We start from the raw sequence: 17729 nt of genomic DNA on the forward strand, positions 1-17729 counted from the left end.
CGTCCCGCGGGGCCCCTCCGCCCCGTCGAACGACCCGGACGCCGCTCAACTCCCGTACCACCGTTGCCCGGAGGCACCCATGCCGTTCGCCCGTCGCCCGCTCAGCCCCGTCCGCCGCCGTGCGGCCCAGGCGCTGGCCGTCACCGGGGCGGCCGCGCTCCTGCTCACCGGCTGCGGCTCCTCCGGCTCCTCCTCCTCGGGTTCGTCCACGGCCGCCTCCCCGGCGGCCGACGCGGCGGGCGGCGGAAAGGGCGGCGACACCGGCAAGCGCACCGTCAAGGACGCCACCGGCAAGGCCGTCGAGGTCCCCGCCGAGCCCAAGCGGATCGTCACCCTCACCCAGGAGGACCTGGACGCGGTGCTCGCCCTCGGCGTCAAGCCGGCCGGCATCACCAACGGCCAGGGGCTGGCCGAGCCGCCCGCGTACCTCAAGGACAAGGTGCAGGGCGTCCCGGTGGTCGGGAACCTGCTCCAGCCCGTGATGGACAAGGTGATCGCCGCCAAGCCCGACCTGATCCTGGCCGGCGACATGCAGGACGAGCAGGTGCTCAAGCAGCTGCGCGAGATCACCCCCGCCACGCTGGTCACCATGGCGCCCACCGACGACTGGAAGCTCGCCTTCCGGGGCATCGGCAACGCCGTCAACAAGCTCGACCAGGCCAACAAGGTGATCGGCGACTACGAGGCCAAGGCCGCCAAGGCGGGCGGCGAGCTCGGCAAGAACAAGGGCGCCGCCGTCTCCATCGTCCGCTGGAACCCCACCGGCCCGAGCTGGATGGAGAAGAAGCAGTTCGCCAGCGGCGTCGCCCTGGACATGGGCCTGACCCGCCCGGCCGCGCAGGACAAGGACGGCAACGCCCACAGCCCGGCGCTCAGCCTGGAGAAGCTCAACGAGATCGACGGCGACTGGCTGTTCCTCTCCACCCTGACCGACGACGGCAAGACCGCGCTCAAGGACGTCCAGTCCAAGCCCGCGTACCAGGAGCTGGGCGCGGTGAAGAACAACCACGCCGTCACCGTGGACGGCTCGGTCTGGTCCACCCGGGGCGGCCCGCTCGCCGCGGACGTCGTCATCGGCGACCTCGCCAAGGCGCTCGGCGGCAGCTGAGCGGGCGCCGGTCGAGGGGGAGCTGCCATGGAGTTGACGATCCAGGGACTCAGCGCCGGCTACGGGCCGGGGCGCCCGGTGCTCGGCGGCGTCGACCTCACCGTCCCGGCCGGCCGGGTGGTGGCGGTGGTCGGCCCGAACGGCTGTGGGAAGTCCACCCTGCTGCGCTCCGTCGCGCGGCTGCACCGGCCGGACGGCGGGCGGGTCCTGGTCGGCGGCGAGGACGTGTGGCGGCTGCGCCCGCGCCAGGCCGCCCACCGGGTCGCGCTGCTGCCGCAGAGCCCGCAGGCCCCGGAGGCGGTGACCGTCGCCGGACTCGTCCGCTACGGCCGCCATCCGCACCAGGGGCTCTTCCGGCAGTGGTCGGCGGAGGACGAGCGGCTGACCGCCGAGGCCCTGCGCGCCACCGGCGTGGCGGAGCTGGCCGACCGCCGGCTCGACCGGCTCTCCGGCGGCCAGCGCCAGCGCTGCTGGCTGGCCATGGTGCTCGCCCAGGACACCCCGGTGGTGCTGCTCGACGAGCCGACCAGCGCGCTCGACCTCGGGCACGCGGTGGAGGTGCTGGAGCTGGTCCGCCGGGTCGCGGCGGGCGGGCGGACGGTGGTCATGGTGCTGCACGACCTCGCGGCGGCCGCCCGGTACGCGGACCTGCTGGTCGCGCTGCGGGACGGCGCGGTGGTGGCCTGCGGGCCGCCGCGCGAGGTGGTGGACGCTCCGCTGGTGCGGGCGCTGTACGACATCGACAGCCATGTGCTCGCGGCGCCGGGGGACGGCGCGCCGGTCATCGTGCCCCGGGCGCCGCTGGGCTGACGGGGCGGGGGGCCGAGGGGTCGTCGGGTCGCCCGGGACGGAGGGGGTCGCCGGGGCCGGGGGACGGGCGGGGCGGCTGCGTGGGGGCAGCCGCCCCGCCTTTTTCGTCTCTTCGATCACCCGTTCGAATGGTTTGAAGTCTGCATGTCACGGCCGGAGTTCACCCCGCCCGTCGCATTGTCAGTGGGCCTCGCTACGTTCCTCGCATCGCTGGTCAGCAGGCGATCGACAGGTGTTTCCCGGTGGGAGGAGTACGGCCGTGGCATGGGTGGAGACGGACGCGGGAGGGTACCGCGTGGCGCTCGACGGGGAGGGCAGGGTGGCGTGCCGCAACGCGGCGGGCCGAGACCTCAAGTCCCTGCCGTCGAAGCTCGGTGACGACCGCGTGGTCGTCCAGCTCAAGCAGCTCGCCGAGTGGCTGGCCGCGCACGAGCGGGGCTGCCTGGAGGACGTCGAGCGCTGGATGGTCCGCTCGCTGCCGGTGCCCGCCGCGGTGCTCACCGCCGTGTGGCCGGACGAGGCCTGGCAGGGCGTCCTGAAGGACCTCGTGGTCACCGCCGTGGACGGCTCCGTGGCCGGCTTCCTGCGCGGCGCCGACGCCGAGCGCGGCCTCGGCCTGGTCGACCTGGACGGCGACACCGTGCGCCTCACCGACGGCGAGGTGCTGATACCGCACCCCGTCCTGCTCGAAGACCTCGACGAGCTGCGGGAGTTCGCCGTCGAGCTCGGTGTCTCCCAGCGCGTCCAGCAGCTCTACCGCGAGGTCTGGCACCGGCCCGCCGACGGGTCGGCCGGCACCGAGGTCACCACCTACGCCGGCGGCCGCTACCGGGAGCTGCGCGAGCTGGTCGGGCGCTGCAACCGGCTCGGCTGCCGGGTCCGCGGCGGCTCCGCCGTCCAGTCGGTCACCGAGGGCGGGCGCACCGTCGAGGCCCGGGTCTGGGTCGGCGACTACTACGAGTACGACGCGTGCGAGACGGGCGCGCTCAGCTGGGCCGGCCCGGACGGCCGGGCCCTGCCGCTCACCGAGGTCGGACCGGTCGCCTGGTCCGAGGGCATGCGGATGGCCGCCGCCCTGTACGCCGGCCGCACGATCCAGGGGGAGGAAGCCGCATGACCGCCACCGGCCTGACCACGACCACCACCAACCCGGGCGGCAACGGCGCCGACCGCGCCGCGACGCCCGAGGAACTGCTCGACGCCGGGGCCGTGCTCCCGTCCGGCACCCTGCCCGACGCCGGCCGCCCCGACAGCGCCGCCGACGTGCTCACCGCCCGCACCTACACCCACCCCGCGCTCGACGGCCGCCGGATCGTCCGGCTCGTCCCCGGCGCGCTCGGCCCGGCCGAGGACCTCGCCCTCGACTTCCTCGGCCTGGCGCCGGAGGCCGGGGCCGCCGAGGTCGGCCAGGTCCGCCAGGAGGCGCTCGGCTTCCCCGCCTGGGCACTGGTCCACGACCCGGCCAACGGCCACCACGCGCTCGCCCTGGTCAAGGAGCTGGAGCGGATCGCCCGCCAGGCCGCCTCCAAGCCCGGCGCCGCCAAGGACGGCTTCGACGAGCTCGCCACCCGCCTCGGCCGCGCCGTCCCGCACTTCCTGCCCACCTTCTGCGAGGAGGTCGGCCGGATCTTCCTCGGCCACGGCAACCAGACCTACGCCGCCGCCTGGTTCGGCAAGGCCCGCGAGGCCGAGCGCACCCACGGCCTGACGGTGGACGAGGAGCGGCTGCGCGCCGTCTTCCTGGAGTTCGCCCTGGCCGGCGCGCTCACCGTCAAGTCGCTGCGCCAGTACGTCAAGGAGCTCGCCCAGCGGCTCGACCCGCTGACCGCCTGGCAGCGCTTCCGCCAGCTGTGCACCGAGCGCTCCGCGGCCGGCATGGCCCCGTACGCCGGGATCGCCGAGGACGCCCGCGCCCTGATCAAGGCCGCCGGACTGGACCGCACCGAGCACGAACGGGCGCTGCTCGCCGAGCTGCTGGACTCCCCGGCGGTCAACCGGGCGCCCGCCGCGTTCTGGAAGTCCTGGCACGGCGCGCTGGTCGAGCTCGGCCGCGACGACACGGCGGTCCGCACCCGACTGCTGGAACTGCTGCCCGACCCGGCCTCCGCCGACCCGGCCCCGCACGACACCGCCTGGCTGGCGGTCCTCGCCGAGACCGGCGCCGAGGAACTGCTCACCGGCCCCCGCGTCGAGGGCGCCGAGCCCGCCGCCGCCTGGCTCCAGCGCTGGTGCCACCACCACGGCCGCGGCTGGCGCAACCGCCCCAGCTGCCCGGCCACCCTCGCGCTGGCCGGCCGGATGGTCGAGCGGCTGAAGGCCGACGCCGTCCCGGTGGACCTCCACACCGGCATCCGCGCCAGCCACACCCGGATCGACCTGCTGGACCTGCTGCTGGCCGCGGGCGTGCCGGTGGCCGACCCGCCCGGCGGCCTCGGCTTCGACCTGCGCGACTGGGCGGCGCAGAGCGGCCCCGACAGCTCCGCCCTCACCGCCGTCGGCGCCGACGAGCGCTACCGGTCGCTGCTGCGCCGGGCCACCCCGCCCGCCTGGGAGACGGCCGTCCGGCGCCAGGCGCCCGCCGTGCCGCTGCTGAACGAGCTGTTCGCGGAGTGGGCCGAGGAGCGCGCCGAGGAGCTGACCGCCGCCCGCGGCCTGGCCGGCGCCGCCGACCTGGTCCGGTCGATCGGCCAGTACCACACCGCCATCCGGACGGTCGCCCCGGCCGTCGCCGAGCGGATCGCCGCCCTCGACGTCACCGCGCTGCTCACCGACGCCCTCCGGGCCGGAATCCTGGACGAACTCGGCTGGCCCGCCCTGGAGGAGGCGCTCGGCAGGCTCGCCGACCCGCCCGCCGACGACGCCCCGCAGCACCCCGTCCCCAGCCTGGCCGGCGCCGGCCTGAGCGACCTGCTCATCGAGGACGCCTGGCCGCACCTGATCCTCGCCCGCCTCGACCGGGCCGTCGTGGTCGGCCCGCAGGGCATCGTGCTGGAGCACACCCTGCGGCTGCCCGAGCGGCCGTCGCACGAGCGCAACCGGACCAGGCTGCGCTTCGTCGACGGCGAACTGCTGGTCGTCTGGTCCGAGGAGGGCAAGCAGCTCGCGTACTGGTCCAGCCGCCCGGACGAGCGGTTCGAGCTGGAGGGCGAGACCATCGCCGGCTACTACTACCGCGACCGCGAGCCCGAGGCGCCCTCCCTCCAACTGCCCGGCGGCGGCCGCACCACCGGCGAGCGCCCGCTGCACGCCGGCGACACCCGGATGCCCCACGAGCACCCCGTCCTCGGCGACGGCACCGGCTACTGGACGATGCGCCGCACCACCGAGGGCGAGGCCGTCCTGCGCGAACTCGACCCGGCCACCGGCACCCTGGGGCGCACCGCCGAACCGCCGGTGATCGCCGCCACCGCCCACGCCGGCCGACTGGTCCAGCGCAGCACCTGGCTGCTGCCGCTCCAGCCCGGCCTGGAGCGGACCCCGCTCGGCACCGACGGCACCGTGCTCGGCAACTGGGTCAGGACGGAGCCCGGCAAGGCCGTCACCGCCTTCACGGCCGACGGCCACCGCATCGAGCTGCCGCTGGCCGGTCACCGGACGGACACCGTCCCGGTGGCCAGGCTCGCCCTGCCCGGCGCGGCCGCCCCGGTGGTCAGCCACACCTCCGGCGAGCACTTCTCGCTCAACCTGCCCGACCTCACCGGCCAGGCCGACCGCACCGTCGACCTGCGCCCCGGCCGCTCCGGCGAGCTCTCCGCCGCGGGCACCCCGCTCATCCCGCCGTACCCGCACTGGCACGCCCTGCGCCCGCGCGACGAGGCGGGCTCGGAGGCACTGCGCGCCGTCACCGCCGAGCAGGCCGCCCGGCTGGTCGACGCCGCCTGGCCGGTCGACACCGAACCCGTCCCGGCCGGCGAGCGGTGCTGGCTCACCGTCCAGGGCGTGCGCCGCCCGCTCGCCCGGCGCACCTCGCGCACCCTGCCCGTCCCGGAGGTCGGCGCGATCCTGCCCGGCATCGCCCACCCGCGGCTGCTGGCCGGCGTCGCCGGGCTCGCCCGCACCGCCGCCGACCTGCTGGACCGGGTCGCCCGGTTCGTCCCGCAGCCGGAGGCCGAGCGCCCCGGCAGGGCGAAGAACGCCGAGTGGCGGCCCGACCACGGCCGCGACCACGAACTGCGCGACGCCGTGCGCGCCGTGCTGCCCGAGATCGGCGGCTTCGGCAACAACTGGGGCTCCGAGGAGCGCTGCCGGGTGCTCAACAACCTGCGCGCCGTCACCGCCGTGCTGGCCGCCCCGCCCGCCGCCGAGGGCGAGGGCTGGACCAGCCCCGCCACCGTCACCCTGCACAACGGCAGCGTCAGTTACGGCTGGCTCCAACTGCTCGGCCGGATCCACGCGCTGGCCTACGCGGTGGCCTCGCCGTTCACCGAGCCCGCCCACCGCTCCTCGCTGGTCCTGCTGCTCGGTGAGCTGACCAGGGGCCCGCTGGCCGACCGCGGCGCCACCCTGCGCGAGATCGTCCTCGCCGAGCAGGTGCCGCCGGCCCCGAACGCCACCGGCCCCCGGCCGGTCACGCCCCGCGAGGGCGAGGTGCTGCGGCACGGCGGGCGCACCGTCGTCATCATCGGCCACCAGCGACAGGTCGCCGACGGCTGGGTGCACTGGCTCGCCGTCGACCACGACCCGAGCGGGGAGTTCGGCCCCGTCGCGCACTTCACCACCCTCGAGGAGCGCGGCACCGAGGAACTGGTCGACGCCGCCTGGGTCGCCAAGTTCTGGCGGGTCGCCGCGCTGCACGGATCCGTCCCCCGGGACGCGGCCAGGGCGGAGGCCTTCAACGAGCTCACCGGCATCGGCACCGCCCGCTCCGCCCTGCTGCTCAGCCCGCCGTCCGGCCTGCTGTACTGGACGGACATCTCCGCGCCCACCGAACTCGGCCTCAAGGCCGCCGAGTTCAAGGCCGCCCGGGCCTGGCTGCGCGGGCACGACCACAACGGCCTCGCCGCCGTCTGGGGCGCCCTGCTGCCCGCCGACCCGAAGACCTTGTGGACCGAGGGCCCCGACATCGCCGCCGGCGCCGAGGAGTGGATCCGGCGCTTCGGACGGCTCGTCACCCTCCCCGAGGAGGCCCTGGCCACCGTCCAGGGCGTGTCCATCGACACCGTCGAGGCGGTGCTCAACCCCGCCCACACCCCGTGGCTGGCCGGCCGCACCGGCTTCCGGTTCACCGAGGTGGACGGGGTCGGCCAGCGGCTGACGCCCGAGGACGAGTCCGCCGTCCCCGAGACCGGCGCGCTCGGCTCCACCATCGCCGCGCTGCGCTGGCTCGCCTACCACCTGCCCGCCGACAGCCCGCTGCGCCCGCTGCTGCCCACCGCCGCCGCCGCGCTGCGCGACCGCCTCGCCGATCCGGAGCTGCTGCTCGACCTCGACCTGGTGCGCACCGTCAAGGGCGCCTCGCTGGCCGCCGTCCTGCGCACCCACTTCGGCCTGCCCGCCGAGGGCGGGGCCGACCGGGACGGCCTGGTCCACTGCGGCCCGGCGCTCGTCCTGACGCCGTACCACGAGGACTACGAGCGGATCTGGCTGCGCCCGGCCGCCCTCACCGGCCCGGACGACCCACTGCTCGAACTGCTCGACGGGCTTTCCAGCAGCTACTGGTTCTCCGCCGAGCGGGGCGCCATCGAAGCCGTGCTGCGCGGCGAGCCGGAGCAACTGGCCGCCTCCGCCGCCTCGGTGCCGGCCCCCGGCGAGGGCCCGGCCTGGCTGCAGAACCCGCTGCTGTCCGTCCCCGAGCTGGTCGCCGAGGTGTCCCGCACCCACGGCCTGGGCGAGGACGCGGCCACGCTCTACCTCCAACTGCTCGCCCTGCCGGACCCGACCGACCGCAACGCCGCCCGCTGGACGGGCTGGAAGCCCGCCCGGCTGAAGAAGGCCCGCGCCGAACTCGCCGCCAGCGGCCTGGTGCTGGAGGCCAAGCGCTCCCGGGCCGGCCGCGGCCTCTTCCTGCCCGGCGGCTGGCAGGAGGCCAAGTCGCCCGCCCTGCCCGCCGAGACATGGAAGGCCGCCCTCTACGAACTGCCCACCCACCGGCCCGCGCTGGTCCCCCTGCCCGTCCCCGAGCTGTTCGCCCGGGCCTGGCAGCGGACCGTCGACGGCGACGCCCCCGGATACGAAGAGCTCCAGACCGGCAAGCGCAGGAAGGCCCGCCGATGACCGCCACCGAGACCACCAAGGGCGCCGCCGCCCCCGCCGCGGCCGACCGGCAGACCGTCCCGCCCGAGGAGAAGTACGCCGCCGAACTGGAGTTCCTGGCCGCCCACGACAGCGGCCCGCGCCCGCCCGGCTGGCTCCTGACCCCGCGCGCCGTGGTCACCTTCGTGATGGGCAGCGGCGGGGAGAAGCTCAAGGCCGGGCGCAAGGGCCTGGTCATCGAGCCGAAGTTCGTCGGCGAGCGCGCCCTGGTCGAACGCTGCGTCGTCACCCTCGCCGGGGAGCGCGGCCTGCTGCTCGTCGGCGAGCCCGGCACCGCCAAGTCCATGCTCTCCGAGCTGCTCGCCGCCGCCGTCTGCGGCAGCAGCGCGCTCACCGTCCAGGGCACCGCCGGCACCACCGAGGACCAGCTCAAGTACGGCTGGAACTACGCCCTGCTGCTCGCCAAGGGGCCCAGCCGGGAGGCCCTCGTGCCCTCGCCGGTGCTCACCGCGATGACCACCGGTGCGGTCGCCCGGGTCGAGGAGGTCACCCGCTGCCTGCCCGAGGTGCAGGACGCGCTGGTCTCGCTGCTCTCGGAGCGGCGCATCGCCGTCCCCGAACTGGCCGGCACCCCGGACGGCCAACTGCACGCCGCGGCCGGCTTCACCCTGATCGCCACCGCCAACCTGCGGGACAAGGGCGTCAGCGAGATGTCCGCGGCGCTCAAGCGGCGGTTCAACTTCGAGACGGTCGGCCCGATCGGCAGCCTCGCCGCCGAGGTCGACCTGGTCCGCCGCCAGTCCACCGCCGCCGTGGCCCGGGCCGGCGCCGCCTACGCGGTGGACGACGCCGTCCTGGAGGCCCTGGTCACGGCCTTCCGGGACTTGCGCAGCGGCCGGTCCACGGAAGGCTGGGACGTCGAACGCCCGTCCACCGTGATGAGCACCGCCGAGGCGGTCTCCGTCGCCACCGCGCTCGGCGTCAGCGCCGCCTACCTGCCCGACGGCGGGGACCTGCTCGGCCGGCTGCCCGGCCAGCTCCTCGGCGTGGTCCGCAAGGACGAGCCGTCCGACGCGGCCCGGCTGCTCGGCTACTGGGACGGCCCGGTCCGCCGTCGCGCCGAGCAGGGCGCCGCCACCTGGCGCACCCTGTGGGACCTCCGCCCGGCACTGGAGGCCTGATCCGATGAGCAGCGCGGAGACCACCCGCCCGGACGACGCGGACCAGGCGGAGCACGCGGACCAGGCGGTCCGGGCCGAGGCCGACCGGCTGGCCGCGGCCGGCACCGGTCGCCCCGGCCCCTACCTGATCGGCGTGCGCCACCACGCGCCGTCCCTCAGCGCGGTGGTCCCCGCGCTGCTCGACGCCGCCCGGCCGGACGTCGTCCTGGTCGAGCTGCCCGCCGAGTTCCAGCCCTGGCTCGGCCCGCTCGCCGACGAGGCCACCCGGGCCCCGGTCGCCCTCGCGGCGGCCCCGGCCGGGCCCGAGGAGGCGGCCGGGCCCGCCTTCTACCCGTTCGCCGACTTCTCCCCGGAGCTCGCCGCCCTGCGCTGGGCCCGGCGCAACGGGGTGGAGGCCGTCGCCTGCGACCTCCCGCTCGCCCACCGCGCCGCCCGCACGGCGGAGCGCGGGCGCACCGATCGGATCCCGGACGCACCCGGCGTCGCCGACGCGCTGCGCCACCGCCTCACCGGCCGGGACTCCGACGAGGACCTGTGGGACCGCCTGGTCGAGACGGCCGCCCCCGGTTCCACCCCGGAGGCCGTCCGGCGCGCCGCCCTGCTGGTCGGCTGGGCACTGCGCCGGGACGCCGAGACCGGCCCCGGCGTCGACCCGTACGACCTGCGCCGCGAGGCCTGGATGCGGTCCCGCATCCAGGCCGCCGCGGCCGGCGGGCGCCGGGTCGCCGCCGTGATCGGCGCCTTCCACGCCCCCGCCCTGCTCGGCGGTCCCCTCGCCACCGAGGAGCCGCCGCACCCGGACGACCCCGGGCACGTCCTGTCCCTGATCCCGTACACCTACCCGCTGCTCGACGCCCGCTCCGGCTACCCGGCGGGCATCCGCGACCCGGAGTGGCAGCACACCGTCCTCGACGCCGGCGGCGACCCGGAACGCCTCGCCGAGGCGCTCACCACCACCGCCGTCCGGATCTGCGCGGCCCTGCGCGCCCAGGACCACCCCAGCGGCCCGGCCGACGCCCGCGAGATCGTCCGGCTGGCCGGCGACCTCGCCCGGCTGCGCGGCCACGCCGCCCCCGGCCGCGGCGAACTCGTCGAAGCGGTGCAGACCGTCCTCGCCCAGGGCGAACCCCTCGGCCGCGGCCGGGCCGTCGCCCGCGCCCTCGAACAGGTCCTGGTCGGCACCCGCACCGGCCGCCCGACCCCCGCCGCCCCGCGCAGCGGACTCGCCCCCGCCGTCGAGACCCTCCTCGCCGACCTCGGCCTCCCCGGCCCCGGCGACCCCGGCCCGCGCGACCTGCGCCTCGACCCGCTGCGCAGCGGCCTCGACCGCCGCCGCGAGATCCTCCTGCACCGCCTCACCGCCTGCGAGATCCCCTACGGCGAGCCCGTCGCCACCACCGGTGCCGGCGGCACCGAGACCCTCGGCACCCGATGGCGCCTGCACTGGACGCCCGCAAGCGCCGCCATGCTCACCGTCGCCGGCACCCGCGGCGTCACCCCCGCCCAGGCCGCCGAAGGCGCCCTGCGTGCCCGCCTCACCGACCAGCCGACCCCGCGCGAGATCATCGACGGCCTCGCCGCCGCCGCCTCCTGCGCCCTCCCCGCCCTCACCGAGGCCCGTCTCACCCAACTCACCACCCTCCTCCCCGCCTCCGCCACCCTCCCCGACCTCCTCGACGCCCTCGCCCTCCTCGACCGCCTGACCGCGGGCCACTTCCCCGGCCACACCCCGGCGGGAGCGGAGGAAGGCCCCGTCGCCGCAGACGACGGCACGCCCGTGGCCGGCGCCCCCGTGGCCGGCCCGCCCGTGCTCGTCGCGGCCGGGGAGGTGCTCACCGTCGCCGCCGTGCGGCAGTTGGAGGGCCTGGGCGGGTCGGACGATCCGCAGGACGCGCGGGCGCTGGTGGAGCTGGTACGGCGGGCGGACCGGCTCGGCGGGGTGCGGCTGGCGTACGTGCTGGCCGGGCTCGCCGAGCAGGGGAGCCCGCTGGTGCGGGGTGCGGCCGGCGCGGTGCGGGTGCTGCTCGGCCAGGAGCCGGCCGAGGTGCTGGGCGGCCGGGCCGCCTCGTGGGTGGACGGCGCGACCGCTCCGGAGGCGCGACAGGCGCTCGGGCGGGCGCTGGTCGGCCTGCTGACGGCCGCGGAGGGGCTGTTCGACTCCGCGCCGCAGGCACTGGAACCGCTGCTGGAGCGGGCCACCTCGCTGCCCGACGACGCCTTCCTGGACCGGCTGCCCGCGCTGCGCGGCGGGTTCGACACGCTCAGCCCGGCCGCCCGGGACAGGCTGCTGGCCCTGGTCGAGGAGCGTCTGGGCGCCCGGCTCGCCGCCCTGCCCGAGGAGGCCGGCCCCGCTGTGCTCGCCGGCTGGGTGCGCGCGGACCTCGCGGCGCGTGCGGCGCTCGTCCGTCGCGGCCTCCTGCCCGCAACGCCCGCGCAGCCCGCGGCTGTTGCACCGTCGCCCGCGGCCCCGCCGCCTGCCTCCGACCCCGTTCCCGTCCCCGACCCCGCCCGTACCCTCGCCCCCGCCGAGCGTTGGCGGCTGCTCCTCGGCCGCCCCGGAAGCGGCGGCCTGACCGGTCGCGGTGCCCGACTCGCCACCGCCCTGGACGAGTTGTACGGCAGCGGCCACGGCGAGGGCTCCGGCCCGGGCCTGGACAGCCGGGGCGGCAAGGGCGGCCGCGAGGCCCCGTACCCCGGTGTGCGGGAGTGGGCCGAGGAACTGGAGTCGCTGTTCGGCCCCGGCGTGCGCGAGGAGGTGCTGGCCGCCGCCGTCGCCCAGGGCCGCACCGACGTCCTGGAGACGATCGACCCGTCCGCCGTCCGCCCGTCCGTCGAGCTGCTGCGCACCGTGCTGGACCACGCGGGCGGTCTGCCCGAGGCCCGGGTGGCCCGGCTGCGCCCGCTGGTGCGGCGCCTGGTGGACGAACTGAGCCGGGAGCTGGCCACCCGGCTGCGCCCGGCCCTGACCGGGATCGCCGTGCCGCGCCCGTCCCGCCGCCCGGGTGGCGGGCTGGACCTCGACCGGACCATCCGGGCCAACCTGGCCACCGCCCGCCGCGCGCCGGACGGCGGCACCCTGATCGTGCCCGAGCGCCCGGTCTTCCGGACCAGGGCGCGGCAGGCCAACGACTGGCGGCTGATCCTGGTCGTGGACGTCTCCGGGTCGATGGAGGCCTCCACGGTGTGGGCCGCGCTGACGGCCTCGATCCTGGCCGGGGTGCCCTCCCTGAGCACCCACTTCGTCGCCTTCTCCACCGAGGTCCTGGACCTCACGGAGCGGGTGGACGATCCGCTGGGCCTGCTGCTGGAGGTGAGCGTCGGCGGCGGCACCAGCATCGCGAGCGGGCTGCGCTACGCGCGGGAGCTGGTGACGGTGCCGTCCCGCACGCTGGTCGCGGTGGTCAGCGACTTCGAGGAGGGCGGGCCGGTCGGAGGGCTGCTGGCCCAGACCCGGGCCCTGGTGGACTCTGGCGTGCACCTGCTCGGCTGCGCGGCGCTGGACGACACCGGGACGGCCCGCTACTCGAAGGCGGTCGCGGGCCAACTGGTCGCGGCCGGAATGCCCGTGGCGGCGTTGAGCCCGCTGGAACTGGCCCGCTGGGTGGGGGAGAAGGTGCGATGAGTGTGACGGCGCGGACGAGCGACTGGCCGGGTGTGCGGCCCGAGGTGGTCGCCGAGGTGGTGGCCGGGCTGAGTGCCCGGCTGCAGAAGCGGCTGGACGGCGCGGCGGCGAAGCTGGCGGAGCGGCCCGTGGCCCGGGAGGGCGACGAGTGGCGGGTGGAGGTGGACGAGGAGACGGTGCTCGTGCTGCACGCACCGGGCGGGGTGGTCGCGGCGGAGGCCGGCGTCCGCTGCGGCTGCCTGCTCGCCCCGGCCTGCGTGCACCGGGCCGCGGCGGTCACCCTCTGCCCGCTGGCCGGGGCCGGGGCCGAGGCCGAGCCGGGGCCGGAGCCCGAGCAGGAGCCCGAGCCCAGGAGTGACACGGACGGCGCGCCAGGGGAGCCGAACGGCCGGCCGGCCGCCGACCCGGTCGCCGCCGACCCGCTCACCGCCGTCGAACTCGCCGCCGTCCGCCACCTCCACCGGGCCGCGGCCGCCGTCCTGGCCGCCGGGGTGAGCGGGGCGGGCGCCGTCTCCCAGGCCGAACTGCTGCGCGCCGCCCACCGGGCGCGCCTCGCGGGCCTGCACCGCCCGGCCGCGGCGGCCGTCACCGTCGCGACCAGGGTCCGGGCGGCGCGCTCCGGCGCGCCCGACCACCGCCTGGTGGACCTGGTCGCGGGCCTGCGCGAACTCCTCGGCCTCACCAGTGCCCTGGCCACCGGCACCGCCCCGGTCGCCGAGCTGCGCGGCACCGCGCGCCAGGCCTACCGGGAGGAGGGCGGTCTGCGGCTCTACGGCCTGTTCGCCGAGCCGGTGCTGACGGCCACCCATGCCGGTGCGGTCAGCTGGGCGGTGGACGCCGACGGGCGCCTCAGCACGATCGCCGAGGTGATGCCGCACGACGACGCGGCGGCCGCCGCGCCACAGGCGGTCGGGGCGGGCAACCGGACGGTCCGGTTGGGCGACGCCGCGCTCAGCCACCGCGAGTTCAGCCGCGCCGGGCTGGCCGTCCAGGGTGCGACCAGGTCCGGTGGTGGTCGGCTGGGCGCCGGGGCCTCGGTCCGGGCGGTGCGGGCGACGGGCGCGGCATGGACGGCGGAGCCGGCCGCCCGGCTCTGGTCGGAACCGGCCTCCGCCCAGGTGGCCCGGGCACTCGCGGCGCAGGAACTGCCGTACGAGAGCCGCCCGGCCGGGAGCGACCTGCTCTTCCTGGACGTCACCCTGCTGGGTACGGCCCCCGGCCCGGGCGGTGCACCGCAACTGCTGGCGCGCTGCACGGCGAGCGGTGCGCAGGGCGGTCCGGTGATCGTCCTGCGCCCGGCGCACGAGCACCCCGACCTGCCGTTCCGGGCGAACCTCGCGCTGCTCGCCACCGCCCCCGGCCTGCGACTGCGGGTGATCGGTAGGCTGGAGCGCGCGGACCGTCCGGAGCTGCGTCTGCTCGCGATCGGTACGCCCCCGGCCGCCCCCGACCCGCTCGCCCTGTCCGCGGACCGGGCGGGCCGGGTCAACCTCGGCCTCGAACGCCTCCAGACCGCCGACCTCGCCGCGTCCGCGACGGCCTCCGCCACGGTCGGTGAGTCGGCGGATGGGTTGGCGGACGGGTCGGCGGACGGATCTGCCACCCCGACGCCGTACGGCCCGCCCGTCCACGTGCTCGGCCGCCGGGTCGAGCAGACGGTCACCACCGGTCGGCACGCCCTCGCCCCGAGCGAGGCCTCGGCGGCGGCCGACCGCGGTCTGCTGCGCGCCGCCGGGCTGGCCACCGCCGCCGAACTCCTCGACGGCCTGCGGGCCTCCGCCGCCAACCAGAAGCGCGACGTCTTCGGCCGGATCGTCACCGACGACCACGAGGATTTCGCCACCGCCTGGCTGACCGCGGCCTCCTACACCGAGGAACTGGCCACGGCGCTGTGCGCGTCGGCCTGGTCCGGGGAGGGGTGAGGAGCCGGTCGTGTGCGGCCCCGTGGTGTCCTTCGACGCCCCGGGCGGCGGGCGGGCCGGACCCTCGCGCGGGGTCCGGTCGCTCACCGCAGGACGGCCTCCGCCCCGCCGTCGCGGCGGCTGACGGCCCGGAGCGGAGGCCCTCGACGGGGAACCGGCGGGGGTATAAGCCGAACTATTTGCACAGTCCGATATTCCGCGCCAAATGGCATACTTGTCACAGGAAGACACGGGACGAAACCTCGTACGAGACCCCGGACGAGAGACCTCACGTGGGGCCGTGTCCGGCACACGGCACGAGCAGCGCGACGGAAGGGTAGGCGTCATGGGAATCCGCGACGATGCGGCCGAGATCCGGGCCCGCGGCTGGCGGACGCTCGCCGCGCTGCACGGCATGATTGACACCGCGCTGGAGAAGGCGCTCCAGGCCGAGTTCAAGCTCTCGGTGGTCGAGTACACGGTGCTGGAGGCGCTCTCCCGCCAGGACGGCTGGCACATGCGGATGCAGCAGCTGGCCCGCGCGGCGGCGCTGAGCAGCAGTGCGACCACCCGGCTGGTGAGCCGCCTGGAGGACCGGGGCCTGCTCGGCCGGTTCCTCTGCGCGGACGACCGGCGCGGCATCTACACCGAGCTGACGCCCGAAGGCCGCGACCTGCTGACGGCGGCTCGCCCGGTGCACGACGCCGCCCTGGAGGCGACGCTGGCCGAGGCCACCGAGGTCCCGGAGCTGGCCCCGCTGGTCGGGTCGCTCGCCGAACTCCACCCGGTCCACGCCAACGCCTGAGCCCGCACCGACGGCTGAGACCGAGGCGGGCCGCCCACGGAAGCGGTCCGCCCGGCCCGGATCGTCCGGCAGCACCTTGACCACGCACAGCGCCGGGCGGTCGCGGCGCAGGTCGAAGGGGCGTCACCGCCGCTCCTCGGCCTCCCGGACGGTGGGGGAGTCCGCAGAGGCCCGCCGCGGGGCGAAAGGGGCGGACGGCGCGAGGTGTTGCGCCCCGTACACGGGTGTCGCCGGGCCGAGCTGCCCGGCCGGGCCGGCGTCCCGGGCCCGTTGCGGCACGGCCGCTTGGGCGTGCGGCGCACTGTCCGAGCCGTCGTCGGGCCGTGGTGCCGGGCGGCGCTGGTCCACCGCGGGGCTGCCCGACAGGTCGTACATGCGCGGCAGCACGGGCCGGGGCACGACCACGGCGCCGGGCAGTCCGGGGATCTCGGCGCCGACGGCCAGGCCTCCGTTGGCGGGCGCCTCGGCACCGCCGACCCCGGCGGCACCCGTCCCGGCGCCCGTCCCGGCAGCCGCCCCGGCGCCGTCCGCGCCGTAGGGGACGGCCGGGGCCCCCGGGGCGCCGAACGGTCCCGGGCCCGCCTGGCTCCCGCCCGGCAGCCCACCGTGCCCTGTGGCCGTCGCACCCGGCGGCTCCTGCCCGAGGGCTTCGGACCCGGAGCCGCCCCCGACCCCCGCCCCAGCGTCCGCCCCCGCCCCCGCTTCTGCCCCCACGTCGGTCACCGGAGCCCGGGTGATCCGGGCCCCCGAGGGCAGCCCGGACACCGCGGCCGACTGCGCCGCCTGCTCCAGCAGCGCCGAGGGCACCAGCACCGCGGCCCGGGTGCCGCCGTACGGGGACGGGTGCAGGGTGACCCGGACGTCGTGCCGGGCGGCCAGGTGCGCGACGACGAACAGGCCGAGCCGCAGGTCGTCGCCGAGCGCGGAGACGTCCAGGTCGGGCGGGTCGGCCAGGTACGCGTTGAGGCGCTGGTACTCCGTCTCGGTCATGCCGAGCCCGCGGTCCTCGACCTCGACCGCCAGGCCCTCGGGCACCTCCTTCGCGGAGATCTGCACCTGGGTGTACGGCGGGGAGAAGGTGGTGCCGTTCTCGATCAGTTCGGCGACCAGGTGGATGACGTCGGCGACGGCCTGCCCGCCGAGCGAGACGCGCGGCACGCCCCGGACGACGACCCGGGAGTAGCTCTCGGTCTCCGAGACGGCGCTGCGCAGCACGTTGACCACGGGTACGGCGTTGCGCCAGCGCCGGGCGGGGAGGTCGCCGCCGAGGATGACGAGGTTCTCGGCGTTGCGCCGCATCCGGGTGGCCAGGTGGTCGACCGCGAACAGTTCGCGCAGCAGTTCCGGGTCCTCGTGCTCGCGTTCCAGCGCGTCCAGCATGCTGATCTGCCGGTGGATCAGGATCTGGGTGCGCCGGGCGATGTTGAGGAAGACCTTCTTCGTCCCCTCGCGGCCCTGGGCCTGGTGGACGATGGCGGCGACCGCGGCCTGCCGGACGGCGGCGAGGCCCTCCGAGGCCTGCTGGACGTCGTCGCCGGTCCGTCGGGAGGGTGTCCAGGCGGCCGGGGCGGGCACCTGCTCCCCGGCGCGCAGCCGCCCGACCACCTCGGGGATCTCCTGCTCGGCGAGCGCCATGGTGTCGGCCCGCAGTTCGGACAGCCGCGCGGACAGCGCCCAGGCGGTCCGGATGCCGCGGACCAGGCTGATCAGCACCACCGCGGCGACGACCGCGCTGCCGGCCAGCAGCGCGGTGCGCTGGCCGGAGTCGCGCAGCAGGTAGGCGGCGTAGCCCCAGGCGGCGGCGAGGCCCAGGCTGGGGACCAGCACGGCGGCGAGGAGCGGGCTGCGGAGCGAGCCGGACCGGCCGGCGCGGTGGCCGGTCCGGGGGGCCGGTATGCCTGGCATCTGATTCCTTGCTGCAGGGCCGAGTCGCGGGGCCGGGTCGTGGAACCCGGCCGTCGAACCCGGCCGTGGGGCCGGGTCGTGGAACCCGGTCCTGGAACCGGGTCGTGGGGCCTGGCCGTGGGACCGGCGCGCCGGTTCGGACCGGTGGGTCCGAGCGGCGGGCCGACCCGTACGGCGCGGCCGGGTCGCAGGGAGTCGGGGCCGG

General features: G+C 77.0%; 9 protein-coding genes. 8 read left to right on the forward strand and 1 reads right to left on the reverse strand.

The window, feature by feature from the left end:
• The first annotated feature begins 79 nt into the window (after positions 1 to 79).
• From ACWDCZ_RS09670 to ACWDCZ_RS09705, 8 genes are all read left to right on the forward strand, one after another.
• Positions 80 to 1108 (forward strand): ABC transporter substrate-binding protein, encoded by a 1029-nt coding sequence (locus ACWDCZ_RS09670; RefSeq protein ID WP_049658516.1) that lies wholly within the window; start codon positions 80 to 82, stop codon positions 1106 to 1108.
• Positions 1109 to 1135: 27 nt separating this feature from the next.
• Positions 1136 to 1918: an ABC transporter ATP-binding protein gene (locus tag ACWDCZ_RS09675; protein ID WP_117490785.1), complete on the forward strand. Its 783-nt coding sequence runs from the start codon at positions 1136 to 1138 to the stop codon at positions 1916 to 1918.
• A gap of 259 nt (positions 1919 to 2177) precedes the next feature.
• Positions 2178 to 3035 (forward strand): DUF4132 domain-containing protein, encoded by an 858-nt coding sequence (locus ACWDCZ_RS09680; protein WP_049658519.1) that lies wholly within the window; start codon positions 2178 to 2180, stop codon positions 3033 to 3035.
• Positions 3032 to 8131: a hypothetical protein gene (locus tag ACWDCZ_RS09685; RefSeq protein ID WP_449815644.1), complete on the forward strand. Its 5100-nt coding sequence runs from the start codon at positions 3032 to 3034 to the stop codon at positions 8129 to 8131. Before ACWDCZ_RS09680 ends, ACWDCZ_RS09685 begins: the two co-directional genes overlap by 4 nt.
• Entirely contained in the window at positions 8128 to 9291 is a 1164-nt protein-coding gene (locus tag ACWDCZ_RS09690) for an ATP-binding protein (protein ID WP_049659767.1), read from the forward strand. The genes ACWDCZ_RS09685 and ACWDCZ_RS09690 overlap by 4 nt, the downstream gene beginning before the upstream one ends.
• 4 nt (positions 9292 to 9295) lie before the next feature.
• The gene (locus ACWDCZ_RS09695) at positions 9296 to 12913 is read left to right on the forward strand and encodes a vWA domain-containing protein (RefSeq protein ID WP_449815645.1); all 3618 of its coding nucleotides are present in this window, start codon (positions 9296 to 9298) and stop codon (positions 12911 to 12913) included.
• Complete coding sequence (locus ACWDCZ_RS09700) at positions 12910 to 14835, forward strand: hypothetical protein (RefSeq protein WP_449815646.1); 1926 nt, start codon at positions 12910 to 12912, stop codon at positions 14833 to 14835. The genes ACWDCZ_RS09695 and ACWDCZ_RS09700 overlap by 4 nt, the downstream gene beginning before the upstream one ends.
• A 325-nt stretch (positions 14836 to 15160) precedes the next feature.
• Positions 15161 to 15619 carry a MarR family winged helix-turn-helix transcriptional regulator gene (locus ACWDCZ_RS09705; protein ID WP_049660429.1) on the forward strand — a complete coding sequence of 153 codons (459 nt, stop codon included), beginning with the start codon at positions 15161 to 15163 and terminating at the stop codon, positions 15617 to 15619.
• A gap of 123 nt (positions 15620 to 15742) precedes the next feature.
• Here the strand turns inward: ACWDCZ_RS09705 and ACWDCZ_RS09710 are convergent, their stop codons facing one another.
• Positions 15743 to 17524 carry a sensor histidine kinase gene (locus ACWDCZ_RS09710; RefSeq protein WP_449815647.1) on the reverse strand — a complete coding sequence of 594 codons (1782 nt, stop codon included), beginning with the start codon at positions 17522 to 17524 and terminating at the stop codon, positions 15743 to 15745.
• Between the last annotated feature and the right edge of the window lie 205 nt (positions 17525 to 17729).

This window comes from Kitasatospora sp. NPDC001225 (genome assembly GCF_053597855.1).

Excerpts from the sequence above, each read along its gene's own strand:
- ACWDCZ_RS09670 (WP_049658516.1), top strand. The coding sequence starts at position 80 with ATGCCGTTCGCCCGTCGCCCGCTCAGCCCCGTCCGCCGCCGTGCGGCC.
- ACWDCZ_RS09675 (WP_117490785.1), top strand. The coding sequence starts at position 1,136 with ATGGAGTTGACGATCCAGGGACTCAGCGCCGGCTACGGGCCGGGGCGC.
- ACWDCZ_RS09685 (WP_449815644.1), top strand. The coding sequence starts at position 3,032 with ATGACCGCCACCGGCCTGACCACGACCACCACCAACCCGGGCGGCAAC.
- ACWDCZ_RS09690 (WP_049659767.1), top strand. The coding sequence starts at position 8,128 with ATGACCGCCACCGAGACCACCAAGGGCGCCGCCGCCCCCGCCGCGGCC.
- ACWDCZ_RS09695 (WP_449815645.1), top strand. The coding sequence starts at position 9,296 with ATGAGCAGCGCGGAGACCACCCGCCCGGACGACGCGGACCAGGCGGAG.
- ACWDCZ_RS09700 (WP_449815646.1), top strand. The coding sequence starts at position 12,910 with ATGAGTGTGACGGCGCGGACGAGCGACTGGCCGGGTGTGCGGCCCGAG.
- ACWDCZ_RS09705 (WP_049660429.1), top strand. The coding sequence starts at position 15,161 with ATGGGAATCCGCGACGATGCGGCCGAGATCCGGGCCCGCGGCTGGCGG.
- ACWDCZ_RS09710 (WP_449815647.1), bottom strand. The coding sequence starts at position 17,524 with ATGCCAGGCATACCGGCCCCCCGGACCGGCCACCGCGCCGGCCGGTCC.